The sequence below is a fragment of the Salsuginibacillus halophilus genome, assembly GCF_003014715.1.
Classification (GTDB): domain Bacteria; phylum Bacillota; class Bacilli; order Bacillales; family Marinococcaceae; genus Salsuginibacillus; species Salsuginibacillus halophilus.
In genome coordinates this window covers 51,085-70,586 of sequence record NZ_PYAV01000010.1, presented here as the reverse complement: position 1 = coordinate 70,586, position 19,502 = coordinate 51,085, and the positions used below count along the sequence as shown (strand labels likewise).

Annotated in this window: 24 protein-coding genes; 6 read left to right on the top strand and 18 right to left on the bottom strand. The window is 43.9% G+C overall.

The features are described from left to right. Window positions 1–267 precede the first annotated feature (267 nt). The 3 genes from B0H94_RS10695 (at window position 268) to cydS (ending at window position 2,850) form a co-directional block, all read left to right on the top strand. The gene (locus B0H94_RS10695; RefSeq protein WP_106589263.1) at window positions 268–1,617 is read left to right on the top strand and encodes a cytochrome ubiquinol oxidase subunit I; all 1,350 of its coding nucleotides are present in this window, start codon (window positions 268–270) and stop codon (window positions 1,615–1,617) included. Continuing rightward, entirely contained in the window at window positions 1,614–2,627 is a 1,014-nt protein-coding gene (locus B0H94_RS10690) for a cytochrome d ubiquinol oxidase subunit II (protein WP_106589262.1), read from the top strand. The genes B0H94_RS10695 and B0H94_RS10690 overlap by 4 nt, the downstream gene beginning before the upstream one ends. Before the next feature lie 76 nt (window positions 2,628–2,703). After that, window positions 2,704–2,850 (top strand): cytochrome bd oxidase small subunit CydS family protein, encoded by a 147-nt coding sequence (gene cydS, locus B0H94_RS15220; protein ID WP_181315366.1) that lies wholly within the window; start codon window positions 2,704–2,706, stop codon window positions 2,848–2,850. Window positions 2,851–2,912: 62 nt separating this feature from the next. Here the strand turns inward: cydS and B0H94_RS10685 are convergent, their stop codons facing one another. Beyond that, the gene (locus B0H94_RS10685; protein WP_427909948.1) at window positions 2,913–4,292 is read right to left on the bottom strand and encodes an MATE family efflux transporter; all 1,380 of its coding nucleotides are present in this window, start codon (window positions 4,290–4,292) and stop codon (window positions 2,913–2,915) included. Between the two features lie 80 nt (window positions 4,293–4,372). Further along, window positions 4,373–4,753 (bottom strand): OsmC family protein, encoded by a 381-nt coding sequence (locus B0H94_RS10680; protein WP_106589261.1) that lies wholly within the window; start codon window positions 4,751–4,753, stop codon window positions 4,373–4,375. A 213-nt stretch (window positions 4,754–4,966) separates the two neighbouring features. Here B0H94_RS10680 and B0H94_RS10675 point away from each other — a divergent pair, with 213 nt between their 5' ends. Further along, on the top strand, window positions 4,967–6,151 hold the full coding sequence (locus B0H94_RS10675; protein WP_245893978.1) for an MFS transporter: 1,185 nt from the start codon (window positions 4,967–4,969) through the stop codon (window positions 6,149–6,151). Between the two features lie 25 nt (window positions 6,152–6,176). Here the strand turns inward: B0H94_RS10675 and B0H94_RS10670 are convergent, their stop codons facing one another. From B0H94_RS10670 to B0H94_RS15215, 4 genes are all read right to left on the bottom strand, one after another. Next, window positions 6,177–6,977 (bottom strand): VLRF1 family aeRF1-type release factor, encoded by an 801-nt coding sequence (locus B0H94_RS10670; RefSeq protein WP_106589259.1) that lies wholly within the window; start codon window positions 6,975–6,977, stop codon window positions 6,177–6,179. Window positions 6,978–7,088: 111 nt separating this feature from the next. Further along, window positions 7,089–7,499 (bottom strand): hypothetical protein, encoded by a 411-nt coding sequence (locus tag B0H94_RS10665; RefSeq protein WP_106589258.1) that lies wholly within the window; start codon window positions 7,497–7,499, stop codon window positions 7,089–7,091. A 139-nt stretch (window positions 7,500–7,638) separates the two neighbouring features. Beyond that, window positions 7,639–8,619: an MBL fold metallo-hydrolase gene (locus tag B0H94_RS10660; RefSeq protein ID WP_181315365.1), complete on the bottom strand. Its 981-nt coding sequence runs from the start codon at window positions 8,617–8,619 to the stop codon at window positions 7,639–7,641. Window positions 8,620–8,787: 168 nt separating this feature from the next. Beyond that, window positions 8,788–8,934, bottom strand: coding sequence for a hypothetical protein (locus tag B0H94_RS15215; protein WP_181315364.1), 147 nt, complete (start codon window positions 8,932–8,934; stop codon window positions 8,788–8,790). Window positions 8,935–9,325: 391 nt separating this feature from the next. Between B0H94_RS15215 and B0H94_RS10655 the strand changes: the two genes are divergently transcribed. Beyond that, window positions 9,326–9,478: an FbpB family small basic protein gene (locus B0H94_RS10655; protein ID WP_106589256.1), complete on the top strand. Its 153-nt coding sequence runs from the start codon at window positions 9,326–9,328 to the stop codon at window positions 9,476–9,478. Between the two features lie 38 nt (window positions 9,479–9,516). Here the strand turns inward: B0H94_RS10655 and B0H94_RS10650 are convergent, their stop codons facing one another. After that, complete coding sequence (locus tag B0H94_RS10650) at window positions 9,517–9,846, bottom strand: SCP2 sterol-binding domain-containing protein (protein WP_106589255.1); 330 nt, start codon at window positions 9,844–9,846, stop codon at window positions 9,517–9,519. A 23-nt stretch (window positions 9,847–9,869) separates the two neighbouring features. Further along, the gene (locus tag B0H94_RS10645) at window positions 9,870–10,778 is read right to left on the bottom strand and encodes an alpha/beta fold hydrolase (RefSeq protein WP_106589254.1); all 909 of its coding nucleotides are present in this window, start codon (window positions 10,776–10,778) and stop codon (window positions 9,870–9,872) included. Between the two features lie 45 nt (window positions 10,779–10,823). On the opposite strand from B0H94_RS10645, the gene B0H94_RS10640 reads away from it, so the two are divergent. Beyond that, window positions 10,824–11,558 (top strand): leucine-rich repeat domain-containing protein, encoded by a 735-nt coding sequence (locus B0H94_RS10640; RefSeq protein WP_106589253.1) that lies wholly within the window; start codon window positions 10,824–10,826, stop codon window positions 11,556–11,558. Here B0H94_RS10640 and B0H94_RS10635 read toward each other — a convergent pair. The 10 genes from B0H94_RS10635 to B0H94_RS10595 all read right to left on the bottom strand — a co-directional run bounded on the left by B0H94_RS10635 (window position 11,555) and on the right by B0H94_RS10595 (window position 19,496). Beyond that, window positions 11,555–12,880, bottom strand: coding sequence for a protein kinase domain-containing protein (locus tag B0H94_RS10635; protein WP_106589252.1), 1,326 nt, complete (start codon window positions 12,878–12,880; stop codon window positions 11,555–11,557). The two genes, B0H94_RS10640 and B0H94_RS10635, sit on opposite strands and share 4 nt — an antisense overlap. Next, the gene (locus B0H94_RS10630) at window positions 12,861–13,721 is read right to left on the bottom strand and encodes a protein phosphatase 2C domain-containing protein (RefSeq protein WP_106589251.1); all 861 of its coding nucleotides are present in this window, start codon (window positions 13,719–13,721) and stop codon (window positions 12,861–12,863) included. Before B0H94_RS10630 ends, B0H94_RS10635 begins: the two co-directional genes overlap by 20 nt. 68 nt (window positions 13,722–13,789) lie before the next feature. Then, window positions 13,790–14,527, bottom strand: a complete 738-nt coding sequence (locus tag B0H94_RS10625; protein ID WP_106589250.1) for a vWA domain-containing protein — start codon at window positions 14,525–14,527, stop codon at window positions 13,790–13,792. Between the two features lie 757 nt (window positions 14,528–15,284). Next, window positions 15,285–15,719 (bottom strand): ferritin-like domain-containing protein, encoded by a 435-nt coding sequence (locus B0H94_RS10620; RefSeq protein WP_106589249.1) that lies wholly within the window; start codon window positions 15,717–15,719, stop codon window positions 15,285–15,287. Between the two features lie 117 nt (window positions 15,720–15,836). Beyond that, entirely contained in the window at window positions 15,837–16,268 is a 432-nt protein-coding gene (gene msrB, locus B0H94_RS15460; protein ID WP_181315363.1) for a peptide-methionine (R)-S-oxide reductase MsrB, read from the bottom strand. 2 nt (window positions 16,269–16,270) lie between these two features. Next, window positions 16,271–16,789, bottom strand: a complete 519-nt coding sequence (gene msrA / locus B0H94_RS15455; RefSeq protein WP_181315362.1) for a peptide-methionine (S)-S-oxide reductase MsrA — start codon at window positions 16,787–16,789, stop codon at window positions 16,271–16,273. An 83-nt stretch (window positions 16,790–16,872) separates the two neighbouring features. Beyond that, a complete protein-coding gene (locus B0H94_RS10610) occupies window positions 16,873–17,388 on the bottom strand; it encodes a type 1 glutamine amidotransferase domain-containing protein (RefSeq protein WP_106589248.1) in 516 nt (171 codons plus the stop codon). A 59-nt stretch (window positions 17,389–17,447) separates the two neighbouring features. Next, window positions 17,448–18,455 (bottom strand): LLM class flavin-dependent oxidoreductase, encoded by a 1,008-nt coding sequence (locus tag B0H94_RS10605; RefSeq protein WP_106589247.1) that lies wholly within the window; start codon window positions 18,453–18,455, stop codon window positions 17,448–17,450. Between the two features lie 12 nt (window positions 18,456–18,467). Continuing rightward, entirely contained in the window at window positions 18,468–19,076 is a 609-nt protein-coding gene (locus B0H94_RS10600; RefSeq protein WP_106589246.1) for a ribonuclease H1 domain-containing protein, read from the bottom strand. Between the two features lie 18 nt (window positions 19,077–19,094). Continuing rightward, window positions 19,095–19,496, bottom strand: coding sequence for a hypothetical protein (locus B0H94_RS10595; RefSeq protein ID WP_106589245.1), 402 nt, complete (start codon window positions 19,494–19,496; stop codon window positions 19,095–19,097). Window positions 19,497–19,502: the final 6 nt, after the last annotated feature.

Below are 19,502 nucleotides of genomic sequence, written 5' to 3'. Positions count from 1 at the left end.
TGGTGGGGGTTCACGTGCAGACCTTAAACCAAGGGAAGCGAACAGTGATATGTGCGTAAATCATAGGTTTTGTACGTTGTCGACCGTCGACTTAAGGGAAGCGGCTTGTGTTTTTCTTTTTACCTCAAGGGTATGTGTTTTGTATTGTTCGTTCACATATCGTTAATTTTTTCGCTATCCCGTTGTCACAACCTTTCTGTTATAATTGTGAAGTAATTCACATTAAGAAAATTACACGTCATCTATAAAGAAATGGAGGGTCCTGCCATGTTCGAGGCCGATCCGGTCATGCTCAGCCGGATTTTAACCGGACTGACTTTAGCGTTTCACGTCATCTTTGCCACCCTCGGCGTCGGCGTCCCTATTATGATCGCATTAGCCGAATGGATGGGGATCCGACGCAACGATCCGCACTACACAATGCTTGCACGACGGTGGGCTCGCGGTTTCGTTATTACTGTTGCCGTCGGTGTTGTTACTGGTACTGCAATTGGTCTGCAATTAAGCCTCTTATGGCCGAACTTTATGCAGGTTGCCGGACAAGTGATTGCATTACCGATGTTCATGGAAGTTTTTGCTTTCTTTTTTGAAGCCATCTTTCTAGGTATCTATTTATATACATGGGATCGGTTTAAAAGTAAGGTTCGTCATTTCTTGCTTATTATCCCTGTCATTCTAGGGGCAACAGCTTCCGCTTTCTTTATTACAACGGTGAACGCATTTATGAACACACCTCAAGGATTTGAGTTGGTTGACGGGGTCATGCGCAATATTCAACCGCTTGAAGCAATGTTTAACCCGGCAACGCCTACTAAAACTGCACACGTTATCATTACGTGTTATTTAACTTCGGCATTTATTCTCGCAATGATTGCCGCTTGGAAACTGTTTCGTGGTAACGATCATGCGTATCACAAAAAAGGACTGCATCTTTCAATGGTTGCAGCTTTCATTTTTTCGATTGGCACCGTGTTAATCGGTGATCTTTCCGGTAAGTTTCTAGCTGAATACCAACCAGAAAAACTTGCAGCAGCTGAATGGCATTTTGAGACTGAAACTGAAGCGCCATTAGTTCTCGGAGGTGTCTTAAATGACGAAGGTGAAGTGGAGTATGCTTTAGAAATCCCTTACGCCTTAAGTATTCTTGCATACGGTACCCCCGGTGCTGAAGTTGAAGGGCTCAACGAAACCCCCGAAGACTTATGGCCGCCACTTTGGGTGCACTACGCCTTTGATTTGATGGTATTTATCGGCATGTATTTAACCTTCATTTCTGGTGCTTATTTAGCGATTTATAAATTTAAGCGGCACCTGCTTTACAACCGACCACTGCTCTTTGGCATTATTGCCGGCGGTCCACTTGCTTTTGTTGCCATTCAATCCGGATGGTTTTATGCAGAAGTCGGGCGTCAGCCTTGGATCTTAAACGGCTTGATGAAGACAGCTGAAGGTGCAACTCAAGCTGATCACGTCGGTTTAATGCTCATTTTGTTTATTTTGCTTTATTTGTTCCTCGGGATCAGTACTGTGCTTGTCCTGCGGGGAATGTTTAAGAAAAAACCTGCCGAGCAGGAACTTTATGAACGTGGAATTGAAACGCGGGGTGATTCCGCATGACGTATGAAGTTTTAGGTATTACCGTTTTATGGCTCTTTTTATACGGGTATTTGATCGTCGCCTCGATTGATTTCGGGGCGGGGTTCTTCCACTATTACAATAAAGAATCAAAAAAAGATTACCGCATTAACAAATTAATTCAACGTTATCTGTCACCAGTTTGGGAGATTACGAACGTGTTTCTCGTTTTCTTTTTTATTGGTATTGTCGGGTTCTTCCCGGACACTGCCTATTATTACGGTTCAGCATTACTCGTCCCAGGCAGCATCTCAATCATTCTGCTTGCGATACGCGGTTCTTATTATGCGTTTAATACGTACGGAGCTAAAGACAACCGTTTGTACTCCTTTTTATACGGTGCTACCGGGTTGCTAATTCCAGCTTCCTTTACCGTGGTATTAACGATTTCTGAAGGCGGTTTTTTAGAAGTGACAGATGACCGCGTTCAGCTGCAGTACGGCGCACTTTTTTCTAGTGGTTACTCCTGGAGTGTTGTCATTCTTGCGATCGTAAGCGTCCTTTATATTTCTGCAATGTTTTTGACGTATTACGCAAATCGAGCAGGGGACCCGCAGGCCTATCAGTTATTTCGTAAATATGCGCTCTTTTGGTCAGCACCAACCATTGCTGCCTGTGTGCTCATCTTCTTCACTTTGAGTCAGCATAACCCGGAGCACTTTTCGAGCATGATTAGTATAGGCTGGGTATTTTTCTTGTCACTCTTATTCTTCTGTGCAGCTGTAGCACTTGTGTATCAAGGAAAATACCTTGGGCTTGCCTTTGTGTTGGTGATGCTGCAGTACGGCACAGCATGGTTTGGCTACGGTGCGTCGCATCTACCTTATCTACTCTATCCGTATTTGACCATTTATGATGGCTTTGTAAACGAAGCAATGGCTATCGCTTTAATTGCCGCTTTTATTGGCGGGTTGCTGCTCTTAATTCCATCACTATATCTCGCGATGCGTTTATTCTTATTTGATGATGAGTATGTTCAAGGGAAAAAGTAAGAACTCAGTACAGCTTGAAGGAACGAATACTCTATGGATGAGAGGATTTTTCTCAACGGAAAAGGAGGGAGGATAAATGTCAGGCCTTGATTTTTTCCTAATCATGATTGCACCGCTTTTAACTGTCGGCATTTGTCTTGTGTTACTGTTTATGTGGGCCTCGCGACGTCCAACCGATGAGCAAAAACGCGAACAATTTCCAGTGAACCGGAACAAATCTTAACAAAAAGCTCGTTAGGACGAATATATCCTAACGAGCTTTTTGTTTGATCTTTAATTACAATATTAGCTCCGTGTTGAAGCACTTTCTTCCTTACCTTCATCTTCGTTCTCCACAAGCTGAATATTGCGCCACCGACCAAACCGGTAGTAAAGGGCTGCAATAGCTGCGCTAATAATAAAACTAAGGCCAATCCCAACGGCAATTCCTTCAGGACCAAACCATGAGGACAAAAGCCAGGCAAGCGGAAAGCGCAGTACCCAAAAAGAAACAATATTTAAAATCAATACTGGCACCATTGCTCCAGCGGCTCGAACAATCCCATTTAAAACGAAGTTAATACCTAAAAACGGATAGAAAAAAGCAACAAGCTGTAAATATGTGCTGCCAAATGCGACTGTCTCCGTGTCATCTACGAACGCACTCATAATAATACCAGACATTAAAAACACAAATAAGCTGATGGTGGTTGCAACACCTAAGATCAATAACACACCGCTTTTAGCAATCGCTGTCACCCGGTCCCACAACTGCGCCCCAATATTTTGACCCGCCATGCTCTGAATCGCTGAGCCAAGTGTTAGCCCCGGAAGCATAATTAAGCTATCCACCCGCTGAGCAGCACCGTAACCAGCAACGACCGTATCACCAAATGATGTAACCACCGTCATAATCGCAAGCACACCACCGGATATCGCCATCATCGACAAACCAGATGGCAGCCCAAGGCGAAACAACCTTTTAAACTCTTCCCAATCGGGCAGCCGCGGCATTGAATATGGCACACCTCGGTGGGCAATCGAAATATACAATCCAACAACAAGCGCTGTGCCCTGTGAAAGTACGGTTGCAATCGCTGCCCCTTGAATGCCTAAGCCGAGTACATGAATAAATATTGGTGTTAATATCGTATTTAAAATAACGGCTAAAAAGATAAACCGAAGCGGCGTTTTACTGTCGCCAAGTGCCCGCAGCACTGTCCCGACAAAGTTGTAACCAAACAACAAGAAAATAAACAACATATTAATTTGAAGATAAGTTTCCGCCATCGGCATAATAGATTCCGGTGTTCCCATAAACCGTAAAATATAAGGGGCTAAAAAGAAACCTAGCGCACCTAACATTACGGCTAAAGATCCGAGGACAAAGACAAACGCATTCAACGAGCGGGCAAGGCCTGCTTGGTTTCCTGCACCCTTATGTTGAGAAAGGACTGTTAGGGTTGCCCCGTTAATGCCTATAATAAAAGACAGCATCGTAAAGATCACAGTTGCGGAAATCGAAACGGCTCCCAAGGCTTCTGCACCGAGCAAGTTTCCCACCCATAAGCTGTCGATGATCTGATACGAACTTTGCAGCAAATTGCCGACAAAGATCGGCCAGGAAAATAAAATCATTTTTTTCATTATACTACCTTCTGTAAAATCTAACTGCTGTTGCTGCAAGGCTCGCACATCCTTTTCTCAAGCTTTAAACTCATAAGAGCGGAAACAGTGGGCAGCCTCAAGGCTGCCCACTGTTCAATTTATACGAGCTCGAAGGTTTCTGTAACTTTAATACTATCTTTGACTGATTGGACCATGCTGCAATGTTTATACGTTAACTGTAGCGCTTTTTCGATTTTATGCTCCTTCAGCTCGTCCCCTGCTACTTTAAAATGAAGATGAACCGCAGTAATTTCTTGAGGTTCTTCCTCATTTCGTGTTACGTCTGCATGAATTTGAATATCAGTAAACGGGATCCGCTGCTTTTCCATAATCTTTCGGAATACCCCACCACTGCAGACAGCAATTGATGAAACAAGCAGCTGATACGGGCGGTAGCCTTGTTCCGGATTACCGGAAACTTGAAGTTCACCAAACGGTGCTTCTGTAATAAAAGCTTCGTTATTCAGACGAAAATCCATGATGATTCGCTCCTTTATACAATCTATCCTCTATTTTAAAACATGCACGTCCTTAAAGTCGACAAATCTGCTGTACCTGTTGTTTCAATCATGTAAAAGAGCTACGATGTATTGGGTTGAATAGAAAAGCTTTTAGAGAGAAAAGAGGTGAGCCGGCGCTTTTTTAACCTAAAAATTGAGGTTAATATGCCTTGAATTATGAGACAAAATACATTGCAACAAACGAACAATCCTACGTACCGTTACTGGCTGCTTGTTTCGCTTGTCCTTGTAGCCGGCTTTGTGCAGGGAATGCTGTTACCTGTACTTGCCGTCTTACTTGAAGAGGCAGGTATTACATCCACGGCAAATGGTCTAAATGCCACCGCCTTATATATTGGCATTTTACTCGCTTCACCCTTTATCGAGCAGCCCTTGCGTAAATTTGGTTATAAACCGCTGATTACAACCGGGGTTATTGCTGTTGTCACTGCTTTACTGATTCTTCCGCTTTGGCAGGCTTTTTGGTTTTGGTTTGTTTTACGTATGATTATTGGAATCGGGGATAATTTAATTCATTTTGCTACGCAAGTATGGATCACTTCAACCGCCGATCCAGCAAAGCGTGGCCGAAGCCTCGCCATTTACGGCCTTGCTTTCGGGATGGGCTTTGGGGTTGGACCGATCATGACCCAGCTTTTAACTGTTCATGAATCCCTGCCATTTCTCATCACTGCATTTTCTTCGCTTTTTGTCTGGCTCTTTTTGCTTCGTTTAAAAAACGAATGGCCAAGCGAAGATTTTGACGACCATTTAAACATTCAAATGCCTTGGATGATGCGTTATAAGCAAACAATTAAACTCGCCTGGTTTGCTTTACTTCCCGGCTTCTCTTTTGGTTATTTAGAAGCTTCGATTCACGGAAGCTATCCGATATATGCAATACGGGCCGGCATTTCTCTAGACTGGGTCACGATTTTTTTACCTGCCTTTGTTTTCGGCAGCTTAATCACTCAACTTCCGCTTGGTATGTTAAGCGACCGTTGGGGAAGAAAGCGCGTGCTCATGCTGTTACTTGCCTCAGGCTTTATCATTTTCAGCAGTATGCCCATGCTGGAGTCTTCCATGATTGCTTTATTAACCGGTTTTTCAATGCTTGGGATGCTGCTTGGATCATTGTATTCTCTTGGTTTAATGTATTTAGCGGACCTGCTTCCAAAACAACTACTACCAACCGGGAATGTTCTTATGGCGATTAGCTTTAGTCTCGGAAGTATGTCTGGACCCGTAGCCGGTGGAATTGTGATCGATCAGTTCGGCACCGGCAGCATTTACTTGTCGATGGCTTTTATGCTTTTTATCATTTGGTCACTGGGCTGGCTTTTCCATCCAAACAAAAATGCCCCGGATGTTAAATAACACCCGGGGCATTTCTTATATCCGCTTAGCGGACATTTTCATCGTAAACCACGTTCAACAACTCATGTGATGGTGAAGAGAATAGGTTTTTCGGAATGACATCAGTAACTTCTTTATTGAGGTGCTTTTGAAGGTCCTGAACGTATTCTTTGCTTCCAATTAAATAAAGTTCTTGGTTGCCATGATCCTTCACTTTCTTATCAAGTACAGATGCAAGACTCTTATACCAGCGGTGACGGTTTTCTTCAAAGCGGTGCTTTAGTTCATCCATTTGAGTGGAACCAGAAGCAACACGCACTGAAGTTGCATTACCTTTATATTCTTTCCAATCTTCAGAGTCAAGCTCCCAGCTGTACTGCATTTCATCTTTAACTTCGCCAAGGCCAATGTCTACATAAGCAACATCACGCTGCTGTACAAGAATGAGCCCGGCTGAAGGGAAAGATTCCTGCAGCTTCTCGAGTTGGTCAGTGGCAGGTGTTTTCTCCCAATGAAATTCAGTTTCTACAGGCACTTGCAAATATTTCTCGGTCCAAACCTCACCATCAGCTGAAGCAAATAGTACAACGCTGCGCTGCATATTCGCTTGCTGTTCACGGATCGCTTTATCTGCTTCTGCGCTTATTTTTTTATATGCTTTAAGCTCATCATGAGAACCGCTTTTTTCTACATATTCTTCTAAACGCTTTAAGCCGTTTTTCAAGAGGATTTTCCACTCTCCAGCCTGCTGACTCTTTGAGCTGAAGTCTGTACTTAAATAAATACTTAATACTCCTTGTTCGTCACTTTTCTTTTGTAGCATCTTTAAATCATTCATCAATGGCATCGTGGACGTCCCCCTTCTCAAGTATGCAGGTTCAAATTGCTCTACTCGTTGTATAACCTGTTTTACTCCTGCATAAACACAAAAATTAGTTTAGCCCACGATCTTTTCTTTTTATCGGTTTTCAGCCGGGGCTTGAACCTCTTCGTGGTGAGCTTCATCTTCTGTTTCAGCCGCAGCCTCTTCTTTAATCTCTTTTAATTCTTGCGCAGCTTCTTTTGTCGTATCGGCAAGTTCACTTGTTGCTTCTTTTAAGTGGGAGGCACGCTGCAAAATATACTGCACATCTTGATTTGCAGATTTTAATAAACTTGATACCTGCTCTGACGTATCACGAAGCTGAGTAATGACTTCCTCGCGGTGATCTCGTAAATAAACACTCGCATCATTCACAGATTTTGCGGCTTGTTTTGTTCCTTGAAAAACTTTTGTCCGGACATCTTTGTTCACAAGCAGTAACGAGCATGCTGCTACACCTGCAACAGTAAGTCCAGCGCACAACCTTTTGTTTGTTGAATCACCCATAGCTTGATCCTCCTTATTTCTAAAAATTCAATTCGACCTTTTTTTAGTCTAGCATAGTTTTGTTTTTCCTCTCATCAACAACACTTCAAACAACGAAATTTCCAGCGTGTAGACAAACCTTTAAATTGATGATCTTAAGTTAGTGATCTACTTTGTAACGAATCATTTCATCATCTCTTTGTACACGTCCGATTTCTCCAGCTGCTTCTAACATATCAAGGTGACCAACAATTTCAGACATTGTTAATGCCGGCTGCTTTTTATGCACGTTTGGAAAAAGCGCTTCACACAATTCAAATGCCGACTGTTCGCCATATGTTTGAAGCCTTCTGACTAATTCTTTCCCACGCTCTTCTTGCTCAATTAACCGCTGTTCGATTAGCTTTGCTGCATCATAAAATACGGGCCCGTGTCCTGGGTAAACCATACTAATATTTAAGGCTGCACATGCTTTCAAAGAACTCCGATATTCAAGAAGTGTCTTCGGCCTCGTTTCTTCAGGGAGATGAGGTGGTTCAATAATTGCATTCGAGGAGGTATCCAAAAGTAAGTGATCACCACCGATAAAACCACCGTCATCTGCACGATATAAACTAATATGATTTTGCGCATGACCCGGAGTTTCTATAACTTGCCACTCAGGGCTGGATGTAAGCTTCGAACCATGAACAAGGAACTGATCTACTGTAACCGATGGGGTCATATTTAAAAGATACTCCTGCTCTCGGGTCACTGCTTCTACAAGCTGAGCTGGCAGAGCATGAGCATGATAAAAACGTCGGAAAAACTGCCTCATATGTTCGATAAAGTCTGTCTCTTTTTCCACCCATGGTGCCGCTTTAGGATGGGCAGCAATTTCAGCAGTATCTTGAAATAGATGCGCGAGCCCGCAATGATCAGGATGGTGATGAGTAAGCACAACTGTATCAATGTCTTGCAGTTGATATCCCAAAGCTTGCAGTTCTTCTTTTAAGACACGCTCTGCTTCCGGCGTAGCCGGGCCAGTATCGACCAATGTTAATGAGTAACCCTCAATAAACCAGACATGAACCGGACCTACTGGAAATGGTGTCGGAATCGTAATTTGATGAACCATATCTGTTGCTTTCGTCTGCTGCATTGAGCAGTCTCTCCTTCCGAAATGAATATCCATTCATTCATTATACGCTATCTTTAAAAAATTAGCGATAACTACACAAAAAAGCCCGGTATTAACCGGGCCTGTAACCGAAATATAAATAAGTCCACTTTAAATTCGCGCTTATATTTTCCCTACACTAAGCTAAGCTTAGTTGTACATCTCGTTTAAAAACGAATCTGTTTCAAGCGATTCAAACTCATTACGGCTGCGACTTTCCAACCGCTGCAACTCTGCATTCATCTCTTCGATTTTCTGCTGCATTTGTACAATTTGCTTCTGCTCGGAAACTGTCATGATTTCGTCCTCCTTCAATTTTTCGTGAATTTTACTGCCAGTGCCTCTGCTCTCGAAGTTCTCTCCTAGAAACTATCTGTATGCCTCAAGAGGACAAATGATTTTTTCCAGGGGCTAAATTTGTTAAATATTCTATCAATGGATTCTCCCGATGTAAATAACTAATTTATATGTAAGCGTTATCATTTCAGATTTTTTGTGTTATTTACTTTTTCCATGAAATAAACTGTAGCTATAAAGTAAACATTTGTGTTTTCTAGAAAGACATAAAGGGTACGTTTAAATAGATTGTTCAATAGAATTTCGAAAAATGACACAGTTTTATAACAAAATAAAGCGCATTTTTCTGTATAATGGCGTTAAAAATATGATGACAAAGAGGATGATAAACATGAGAAAAATTTTACAGCACTCTTTTGATGAACTTGTAGATGAGAATAAAAAGGAACTCGAAGAAGACCCAGTCCTTCTTACAGAGATTGAAGAGCGTCTCGAGGAGAAACAAATGGAGCGCATTCAAGAGAAAACCATCGAACAAGAGTAAAGAAGTGCCCGGCGCATGTTGGTACGCCGGGCACTTTTTTACTGATAAGCCTTTAAAATATTTTGCAGCTTTAACGCTTGACCCATGTCGCCCTCGACTTTCAATTTTCCGGTCATAAATGCGGTAGTAGGGTTTAGATTACCTTCGATTAACTTAATTAAGTCATTTTCTTTCATCTTCAAGGTGCATTGCGGTTCATGAGGAGTTCCTGCTTCAAACGTTGCTTGCCCATCAGCAAAAATGACTTGATAAACCGACTCATCTTCACCTTTAATATTAAATTGATAAACCTTATTAACTCCTTCAATCTCCTCTGGTGATGCATTCATTTTGCTTTCAAGTTCTTTAAATTTTGCTTGTAACGTCATTTTCCACGACCTCCTTTTTAAAATCACACCCAATTTTGCTTCATTAATCGATAAACAATGCGACGAATGGGTTCAGCATCATTAAGCAGTTGATGCCGTCCTTCCGGAAGCCAGTACGTTTGAGATTGCGTGAATTTCTCACTATAAGCCTCTAAATTTTGTTTCCAGTCGACAGTTTGGTCACGCCCCCCTTGAAAAATATCAACAGGAACATCTGATGGCGCCAAATCGTGAAACTCTTTCTCCCATCGAAACAAAGCTTCCAACCAGCTTAGAGGGATTTTCGTATGCTGCAATGGATCTTGCTTTTGTTCAGCCAAGTACACTTCATCCCCGGAATTTTCGCGGAACCGACGGGGGACTTCTGTCACCCAAGCCTTGGCAGCGTGATATAATAAACGAGAGCTTTTCCAGTTAGCTGAACGGAGCAGTGGAGCAGCAAGCTGCAACCGCTCGAGCCCCGGCAACTCGTTTTTTAAAACATGTCTAGCTGCGATACCTGCACCAGTGCTATGACCTGCGAGAATATAGTTCTGCGTTGGATGCTCAAAAACTTGAAATAACGCTTGAAGCGCATCCTCATAATGATTAAAATCGTCTACTGTGTACCGGGCGCCGCTTGAAAGCCCATGCCCTGGAAAATCAACTGTACATACTTCCATCCCTTGAGCGAGTGCATACGTTATAAACCGCCCTAAAACCCCGGTATGATCAAAATAACCATGAAGCATGTATAGACGTCCATTCACTTGATCCGGCTGATAAAGCTGTAACGCCAAAATCTCATTATTGGAGCGGATGTGAGTCACTTTATGTTCACAAGTGTCTGGCAATTGATAATACGTACGATACCGCAGCCGCTCTGTTGCACTTTCTTCTAATGCCTTTAGAGAGAAGGGTGCCGTTGTTTGCTTTGAATTCACAGCATTCATCCATTAACTCCTTTAATTATATGAATTAGAAAGCGAGGTCTTATGATGACACATGAAGTCGAAGTTCTACTTAAGAACCTTCTTCAACACCAGCCGTCTTTGCTCCGACGGCCTCAGCAGATATTTAACCTGCTTTATGATCAAACTGAAGGAGAACGTCTCCGTGACTTATATATTTTGCGGACAGCCCTCGAAGCAGGCGTGGCTGAAAGCTTGGAAAATGAACGTTACAGTTACGCCCTGGAAACGAAGCTCAGCTATTATATTTACGATACTTTTGGCATCGACCGCACCCTTGCCCGCCGCACGGTACGCGCTTTAGCAAGAGTTGAAAACGCAAATCGCACTAAAGATGCTGAAGGCTGCGTACAAGACCCTGCCCTTGCTCACCATTTGCAGCGACTTGAAAAAAATAAATTTCAAGCCACAAAGTTAAATATTGCAGAAGCAGGTATTTGGTCCATCGAAGGTTTACAGTTATGGAGCTGCTTAGAACAGTTTGAAGCTGATCGGAACCAAATTCAATCCTTACATCCGTTAACACCTTTAAAGCAATTAAAACATTTATCCGTTGCCAAAAATCTCATTACCACCGTTCAACCCTTAAACGATCTGCCAGAACTCGTCTATGCCAACATTCAAGCTAATCCTGTGGAGGATTATGATCAATTAAACGCAAATGCGCTGCTTGCAGTATGGCAGGCAGAAACCGAACACCCAAGCTCATTTTACCATTTGATTCAACGAGAGCTGCGCGTAAGAGGCATCTATGTTGTTTAAGACGTTACGTAAGCTGTAGCGCCGTCATTAAATGTTAAGTTCATACCGTGACTTAACGTAGCTGCCTGGCCTGGAGGAACTTCACGTACGGTTCCGTCCTGCTTCTGCATTCGCCAAGAAACATCGGTTAAATTTTTCAATCCCCATATATCAGGTTTTTTAGGATTCTGGACGATCTCGCCAGCTGTTTGATCACCACCAGATGCTTCATCAACTGCCTGTACGTGCCGGTAGCGAAGTTTTGCCGTGCTATCGAGCATGAGACTGCTTCCCTGCTTAAATATAAGCTTTGGCGGCAGCGGGAAAGTCTGCCGACAATGCCAGCATACCACTTCCGAACTTTCCCCGTCCCAAATATTTTCTGCACGGTCGGATGGACACGTTACCACGCTGTCTTCTAGCTGGCGAAACAGTTTCTGCCATTCGCCTTCCATCGGACGAGCCTCCGGGCGCTCCACCCCTTCAATAAACACGCGGCGAAACATCCGCTTTAATGGTTTGGGACATACTGACCACCGCAGCTTTGCTGTATCATATTCAGGATCATCCGGGAGCTCATTTCGGTGGTCATCTTCATCAAAAATAAAAACAGGCGTTTCTCCATATACGCGTTTTTTTGCTGGAAGGTCCCAGCTGCGAATATCATATTCCATCCTTCCGTGGAACGGGTGATGCCAAATCCACAGTTGAAACAGCAGTACGGCAAGAGAATGCAGGTCGGTCTTCGTTCCAGGAACAGCTTCACCGCGAACAATCTCCGGAGCCATATACTCCATGGTACCAAGCACCTGCGCTGTTGATTGTCCGTTAATACCAACATTATCATTATCACAAATCAGCACGTCTCCAGCCGTTGGATCAAACAACAAATTGCCTGAAGAAATGTCACGATAACAAAAGCCGTCTAGATGAAGCTTACGGTAAGACTCTGCTGCTTTAGCAGAAATCCTCGCCATCGCCCGAAATGATGGAGCCGGCTTGATCCCTGCCCAAACTTCGCCTAATTCAGCAAAGCGTTTCATATCAATAACGTCCATAACGTACCCAAAACAAGGATCTGCCTGGTGCTCGACAAGATCGATCGGCCATACAAATCGCGCGCCGGCAGCGCCCGAAGGCCGACCATGTTTTAATAAATGGAGCAGCCCCCGCTTTTGATCAGGGGTCGCTTGTACATCGTTATACCATTTCACCGCCACATTTGTTCCGTCCGGACGACGACCGGTAAAAACCCGGCCCTGTCCACCTTCACCAAGCTTACGTCCTACAGTGATTTTCTCGCCGCTAATGGCTGAAACAACCTCATGTCCTTGCTGAATCATGCTGCTTCCCCCTCTCATCTTCACCAAGACCAAAACATATCATGCCTGCGGTGATATCATCACCGCTGCCGGCGTGTGTATAAGAAGAAAACCAAGATGGCCAAGACCGAGAGACAGCTTCTAACCCATGCGTTTCAACAACGTTATAAAGCTGCTGGACGTAAGCGTTGTAGTCTTGATCTGTCGGAAAACTGTTGCTTAAACCGTCTGTAGATACAAACACGTAGCCGCCTGGTGCCGGTTCAGGATATACCGCTGTCTGCCAAACACGTGAAGCATCTTTCATAGCAAGTGAATGCGTCGTTTGTGAATCTAGGTCCGACGGTGCTACAAACGGGTTTTGTAACGATATTCCATCTGAACTGAAACGCATCTCTCCGTCCCCTACCTTCGCCATTAAAACGTAACCATTCGCCCACATCGCCACTTGAACTGTTGTACCGTAGCGTTCATATACACTCCGCCCAGGGCGCGCAGTAACCCCGGCAGTCTCAGCACAATGAGTGATTGCCTGCCGCCACGCTCGTACGATACGGCGTCCTGCATCGTAACAGAAAAAATCATGAAATGACTTACGATACAACTTGTAATGATGCCATGAATTTGAAAGTTCCCGCACAGCAACCTCTACAGCTGTTGCTGCACCTATATCACTTAAATCATGACGTTGATCCCCATGCCCATCTGCAACAGCTACAATGGTATATGGAAACCAGCCGCGACCCTCTCCCGTTTTGCATGCATCTTGACACGGCATCCCTTGTGCAATGTGGGATGCCCCAATTTCAGAAGCTGCCGCATAAACTCCTTTAGTAAAAGTGCCACGTTCGACGTGACTCATGGCATCCCCCCGCTTTATGTAAGCTTTCGCCACTTCACTCTTTAAGCGCTGAATGGCAAAAAAACTTTTTAAAAAACATCATCTTCATCTGCATCTTCAACGAGCGTTACCTCCGACGGCGGCGGCGGCAGCGCTACATTATGTTCATCATCTTTACTCATTCGGCTTTTTCCAACTGATGCCCCTACAGAAGCAGCTACACTTGCCCATTGGATATATGATGTTAATTTTTCCGGCGAATCAGCTTTCAACACACCGATCTCTTCATGGCTGACAAACTTCAACAGCTCCTGCTCATTGTATTGGTGCTCCTGCCCAATACCGATAGCAAGCCGGACAGCTTTGCGTCCCCAAGGCATTTCGTTCAGCGTTTGGATGGCACTTTCAAAACGGCTCTCATCATCTGTGCAATAACCATCTGAAAGCAAAATGCATACGGGCGGATAACCACGGCGGTTCATTTTATCGACACTTAACTCTTCAGAAAGCAGCTCAATTGCCTGGGCAGTGCCAGTGATCCCACCAGCTTCGAGGTCCGGCCATACAAAGTCTTCAAGTGCTACAGGCTCTGGACCAACGTGCCAGGCTGCTTCGTTACTAAAAGCAATCGCCCGCATTTCAATCTGCACCTCTGGATGGGCCGAGACCGCTTCTTTAATTTCAGGCAGCGCTTCTCGAACCGCTTGATTTAAGGTGGATATTTTTTTCCCTTTCATAGAGCCGGAGCAATCAGCCAACCAGAAAAACTGCAAGGTTCGTTTTGCAATATTTCCTTCAAGCACCGGGACAAGATCAGATGACGTCATATGTAACCCTCCATATAATCAAGACCTTAGAATTCGTTCCTTTCTCCTAATTATAGCATATCACGCTTTAAAGCTTAGGTTAACGAAAAAGAACCTCCCGATGGTTTCGGGAGGTTCCAGCGTGTAGACAAACCTTTGAAAAAGTGAAGGCTGACGTTGCTTTTCGGCGGACGCTTGCACCCGGAGGGCACAAGTGCGACATCGGTTTGATCTGCGCTAAAGCTTGAAGTCACCGTGTCTTCTTAGCCTCCGTCACGGCCTCAACTTTGTCGGCAGAAAGTCACTGCTTATGGGATTTTCGGCTCGCGCTGTTCTTGGTAGCGTCGCCGCCGGCGCTCATCAGCCTTGCGTCATTTGCTGGTCATGAATTGTAGAGAACCTTTTGGTCAAGCGATATTTAGATGAATCAATTTCATCATGACGCTTTATGAGCGATCAAGCGAACCATAAACAATGGAAATCCTTCATGATCGTTAACGAACAAGTAACCGAAACAAAAGACGGCGACTCCCAGAGGATCAAGCGCAGGCTGAAGATCCACTTGTTCGATTGGCAATCAAATCGAACAAGTTAGCTGAAGCCAAGCCCTCGGGAAAGCGTCCGTCTGGCATGAAGGTTACGTTCATGATTCGGCTTTTCTCCTCTTAATAGAGCAGCCCGCGGCGGTTGGAGCCGTAAGTTGTGAGTTAATGTTAAGTTTTGTACTTTGTCTACAGTCTGAAACCTCCCGATGGTTTCGGGAGGTTCAGTATTTCTACTATTCGAGACGTGCGTCCTGCAGCAGGCGCTCCATATCTTCCATATGGCCCGTTTCATCAGCAATCATATCTTCCATTTTCACTTGCAGCTCAACCATGCCGAGCTCTTCAGCAAGTTTCAAGCGTTCTTTATAACGTTTAATGGTATCAATCTCAGATTGACGGGCATTTTCAAGCATCTCTTTAACAGTTGACGGATTGGACACTTCCACTGGTTGAGTGGTCGGTGTGCCACCGAGAATTTTAATTTTTTCTGCTAAATACTGTGCATGCTGGAGCTCATCAGGAACTTCTGATTCAAAAAACGGTTTAAGTACTTGGCGGTACAAGCCTTCAACCACAGAAGCGTAATGATTGTACATAATTACTGCACCATATTCATTGGCAAGGTCTTCATTCAATCCATCAATTAGCTCTTTTGTTTTGGCATCCATGACATCGCCCTCCTTGAACAAATAGGTATTCTTCAATCAGTTAGATATACTGTTTGAAGACTTCACATAATTTATTATTCCACACTTTACGTTGCGCAAAACGTGTTTACTGACTCCTTATTCATCGAACGTTGTCAAAAGGTTCTCGTAACCTTGGTCATCCAGATCATCTTTCGCAATAAATTTGAGTGCAGCTGAGTTAATGCAGTAACGCAGACCAGTTGGCGGGGGACCGTCTGGAAATACATGTCCAAGGTGGGAATCAGCTTTTTTACTTCTGACTTCTGTGCGACGCATACCTAAACTATCATCAAAATGTTCCGTAACATTTTCTTCATAAAGTGGTCGAGTAAAGCTCGGCCACCCACAGTCAGACTCAAACTTATCTTTTGAGTGAAACAACGGCTCGCCTGAAACAATATCTACATATATACCTTCCCCGAAAAAATTATAAAACTCATTCTCAAACGGTCGTTCTGTTCCATCTTTTTGAGTTACTTGAAATTGAATCGGAGTAAGGTGGTTTTTATCAAATTGCTGTTTTGTCATATTTAATTCCTCCAATACGTCTCGATAAAGCCTTGGCGGCCTGAGCCTTTTTTGTACATTTGATAATGCAGCGGGTGTTTATGATGATAATTTTGATGCTCCTCCTCTGCAGGATAGAACGTTGATTTCGGTAAAATCTTTGTCTGTACTTGAGCTTTAAAAGGACCATTTTCATCAATAATGCGCTTAGAGGCTTCTGCAGCTTCTTTTTCTTCTTCACTGCCGTAAAAAATAGCTGTTTGATAAGATTCGCCGCGGTCATTAAACTGCCCTCCATCGTCTGTAGGGTCAATTTGCCGCCAGAAAACTTCAAGCAGTTTAGAAAATGAAATAATTTTGGGATCATAATCAATTTTTACAGCCTCTACATGTCCGGTTTCATTCGTACATACTTCTTTATACGTTGGATTTTCAGTGTTTCCGCCGGTATAACCGGTTGTCACAGCGTGTACACCGTCTAAATTTTCAAAAGGGGGCACAAGACACCAAAAACAGCCTCCAGCCACCACTGCTTCAGCCATGAATCAAACCTCCTTGATATCTTTTTCACTCTTGTAAAAAAGGCTCCCCCATCATTTGGGGAAGCTCATTCTTAAGCAGACATTTATGCTTGGAGCTGACGGAGCGATTCGCGGTTAAATGCCTCCAGATCATCTGGGGTCCGGCTTGTCACTAAGTTATGGCAAACCACGACCTCTTCATCCTTTAAATCAGCTTTTGCATACTCCATATCAACCATAATTGAATAAAAGCCTGTCGCTTTGCGGCCTTCAATTGCTTTTGCAGTGATCAAAAGCTGTGGCCCGTGGCAAATCGCAAATACAGGAAGGTCATGATCCATAAAGTACTTCGCAAAATTAACGATTTTATCATTTGTTCGCAAAATATCCGGGCTGAAGCCACCTGGAATTAAGAGCGCATCGAAGTCTTCAGGTTTTACATTCTCAATACCAGCATCTACGACAACTTCTGTTCCATCAGATTTTCCTTTAATCGTTTTTCCTGCTTCCTTTTCGATCACTGTTAGCTCGTGACCAGCGCCTTCAAGCTCCTGTTTCGGACTTGTATATTCGGAGTCTTCAAACCAATTCGTCATAAGCACCGCAATTTTTTTTCCCATACAAGTACCTCCCTTTTACTATCGTGTTCCGCATGTAAAATTCCCACTTGCTGCATGCTTTAAACGTGGTCGAAAAAGGAATTGGAAATTTGTTCATACCCTTGGCGCTTCATTTCAAAATCACGCGCAAGTGAGACAAACATCCAGTTCTCTGTCGGATAAAAATGCTGAAGATGATCTACCTGCTGACGAATTGAATCTCCAGTACCTACAAACATGCGCTCACGGTTCTGTTTAATCCGGTCCTGCTCAAATGATGTGTAGCTTTTCATGGCAACCTCTTCTTTTGTAGGAATGCCTTCAATTTGCTTACCGTATTCAATTGACAGCAATACATCATCCATAATAAGCGCTTCTTCTTCAGCCTTTTCTTCAGTATCTGCACATACAACAAATACTGCAATCATCAGTTTAGGTTCGGGCAAACCAGGTGAAGGTGTAAAGTTCTTTAAATAGTAATCTACAGCTTCACGTCCATCTGCAGGATTAATGAAATGAGCAAAGCAAAGCGGCAGCCCTTCTTTCGCAGCAAGCTCCGCACTTCCCGGTGTAGAAGCTAAAATCCACATCTGGGGTGGCTCTGCTACTTGAGGTGTCGCTTTTAAACCGTAATATGGATGATGCTCTTCTAGTGTATCATGCAGGTAAGAAAGGACGTCTTCAATCTGCTCCGGATACCGGGCGACATCTCGTTTTGTTCCCTCCTGCAGTGCCATAGTAGCTCTTGGCATCCCGCCGGGTGCGCGGCCGACACCGAGCTCGATTCGCCCCGGGGCGAGTGCTGACAATACTTTAAACTGTTCAGCTACCTTATATGCGCTGTAATGGGGTAAAAGCACACCGCCTGAACCGAGTTTAATCGTAGAGGTTTTGGCTGCAATATGTGCAAGCAGTACTTCAGGGCTTGACCCTGCCAGACTTGGGGTGTCATGATGTTCAGAAACCCAGAAGCGGTCATAACCGCAGGCTTCAGCCGTTTCCGCCAGCTTAACAGTGTTTCGAAGCGCCTCAGCTGGTGTCTCCCCTACAGCCACAGGCGATTGATCTAAGATATTGATGCTGTACATTGCCAGCCCCCTTTATTTTCGATCATAATCTGCCTTAATCTCTCCCCACGTTTTCGTGTCCCACTTCAAGATCGGGTTTGACCAGCTATTTTCCTTAAGCCATTGTAAAGCAGCATCGATGCGCTGCCACATATCTTCACTGTCTGCATTTCGTTTCAGTGTTGAGTTAACTTTACGCTCGCGCACCCATTTCATTGCTGTTGCCGAGTCTGAATAAACCGGCCAAGCGTGCTCCTCTTTCTCTTTTAACCACTTTAAAGCTTCCACAATGGCAAGAAACTCTCCCATATTGTTCGTGCCAATATGAATTTTTGGACTTTGAAACACAACCTCACCCGTCTTCGTATAAACCCCCCGGAACTCAACGATGCCTGGATTTCCGTGTGATCCAGCATCAACTGAAATACTTTCTTCGATATATCCAGCTTGATTTTTTTCACCCGTGTGCGCAGGCGCTTGCTTCTCCGTTTGGTAGTAGGCTGCTTCTGCTTCTGCTTTTGATTGAAATGATTTAAACTGAGCCCCTGGATAACCTTTAACTTGTTCTTCACATGCCGGCCACGAGGTGTAAATTCCCGGCTTACGACCTTTCCAGACAACATAATATTTTGTTTTCGCCATACTGCCACCAGCCTATCTTTAAATATAACGACTTCGCTTTTGATAATGCCGTGTTTTTAATTTCACCACGTTTGTTCCTTCCACTGCTTGATATGGACGGCGCCATGAACGAAATTGCGGAAACAAAAAAATATAACCTGCCAAAAGCAACGGTAACGGCATTATATAAGCTTTTAACAAGACATAAAACCAGCCAATGTCGCGAACACCTTCGAATATGATACCGTAAACCATCGTAAATGTGCCACCAAAAAATGAAGTGATGAAAAGGACAGCAAGCAAATTAAACGGAAAAAATGGCACTCGTTGATTTAAATCTTTTTCAATATAATAATGCACAGTAAGTAGGACAATGAAACCTAAGGCGCCTGCTGCCAATGAAAGTGCTGCTGCGAACCACCATGCAGCGGATGTTAACATTGTTTT

Coding starts and splice junctions, on each gene's coding strand:
- B0H94_RS10640 (WP_106589253.1), top strand. CDS start 10,824: ATGACACATGAAGTCGAAGTTCTACTTAAGAACCTTCTTCAACACCAG.
- B0H94_RS10600 (WP_106589246.1), bottom strand. CDS start 19,076: ATGGCGAAAACAAAATATTATGTTGTCTGGAAAGGTCGTAAGCCGGGA.
- B0H94_RS10695 (WP_106589263.1), top strand. CDS start 268: ATGTTCGAGGCCGATCCGGTCATGCTCAGCCGGATTTTAACCGGACTG.
- B0H94_RS10660 (WP_181315365.1), bottom strand. CDS start 8,619: ATGCAGCAGACGAAAGCAACAGATATGGTTCATCAAATTACGATTCCG.
- B0H94_RS10680 (WP_106589261.1), bottom strand. CDS start 4,753: ATGGATTTTCGTCTGAATAACGAAGCTTTTATTACAGAAGCACCGTTT.
- msrA (WP_181315362.1), bottom strand. CDS start 16,789: ATGGCTGAAGCAGTGGTGGCTGGAGGCTGTTTTTGGTGTCTTGTGCCC.
- B0H94_RS10620 (WP_106589249.1), bottom strand. CDS start 15,719: ATGGATGCCAAAACAAAAGAGCTAATTGATGGATTGAATGAAGACCTT.
- B0H94_RS10650 (WP_106589255.1), bottom strand. CDS start 9,846: ATGACGTTACAAGCAAAATTTAAAGAACTTGAAAGCAAAATGAATGCA.
- B0H94_RS15215 (WP_181315364.1), bottom strand. CDS start 8,934: ATGACAGTTTCCGAGCAGAAGCAAATTGTACAAATGCAGCAGAAAATC.
- msrB (WP_181315363.1), bottom strand. CDS start 16,268: ATGACAAAACAGCAATTTGATAAAAACCACCTTACTCCGATTCAATTT.
- B0H94_RS10595 (WP_106589245.1), bottom strand. CDS start 19,496: ATGTTAACATCCGCTGCATGGTGGTTCGCAGCAGCACTTTCATTGGCA.
- B0H94_RS10625 (WP_106589250.1), bottom strand. CDS start 14,527: ATGACGTCATCTGATCTTGTCCCGGTGCTTGAAGGAAATATTGCAAAA.
- B0H94_RS10670 (WP_106589259.1), bottom strand. CDS start 6,977: ATGCCATTGATGAATGATTTAAAGATGCTACAAAAGAAAAGTGACGAA.
- B0H94_RS10630 (WP_106589251.1), bottom strand. CDS start 13,721: ATGAGTCACGTCGAACGTGGCACTTTTACTAAAGGAGTTTATGCGGCA.
- cydS (WP_181315366.1), top strand. CDS start 2,704: ATGTCAGGCCTTGATTTTTTCCTAATCATGATTGCACCGCTTTTAACT.
- B0H94_RS10645 (WP_106589254.1), bottom strand. CDS start 10,778: ATGAATGCTGTGAATTCAAAGCAAACAACGGCACCCTTCTCTCTAAAG.
- B0H94_RS10655 (WP_106589256.1), top strand. CDS start 9,326: ATGAGAAAAATTTTACAGCACTCTTTTGATGAACTTGTAGATGAGAAT.
- B0H94_RS10635 (WP_106589252.1), bottom strand. CDS start 12,880: ATGATTCAGCAAGGACATGAGGTTGTTTCAGCCATTAGCGGCGAGAAA.
- B0H94_RS10605 (WP_106589247.1), bottom strand. CDS start 18,455: ATGTACAGCATCAATATCTTAGATCAATCGCCTGTGGCTGTAGGGGAG.
- B0H94_RS10690 (WP_106589262.1), top strand. CDS start 1,614: ATGACGTATGAAGTTTTAGGTATTACCGTTTTATGGCTCTTTTTATAC.
- B0H94_RS10610 (WP_106589248.1), bottom strand. CDS start 17,388: ATGGGAAAAAAAATTGCGGTGCTTATGACGAATTGGTTTGAAGACTCC.
- B0H94_RS10665 (WP_106589258.1), bottom strand. CDS start 7,499: ATGGGTGATTCAACAAACAAAAGGTTGTGCGCTGGACTTACTGTTGCA.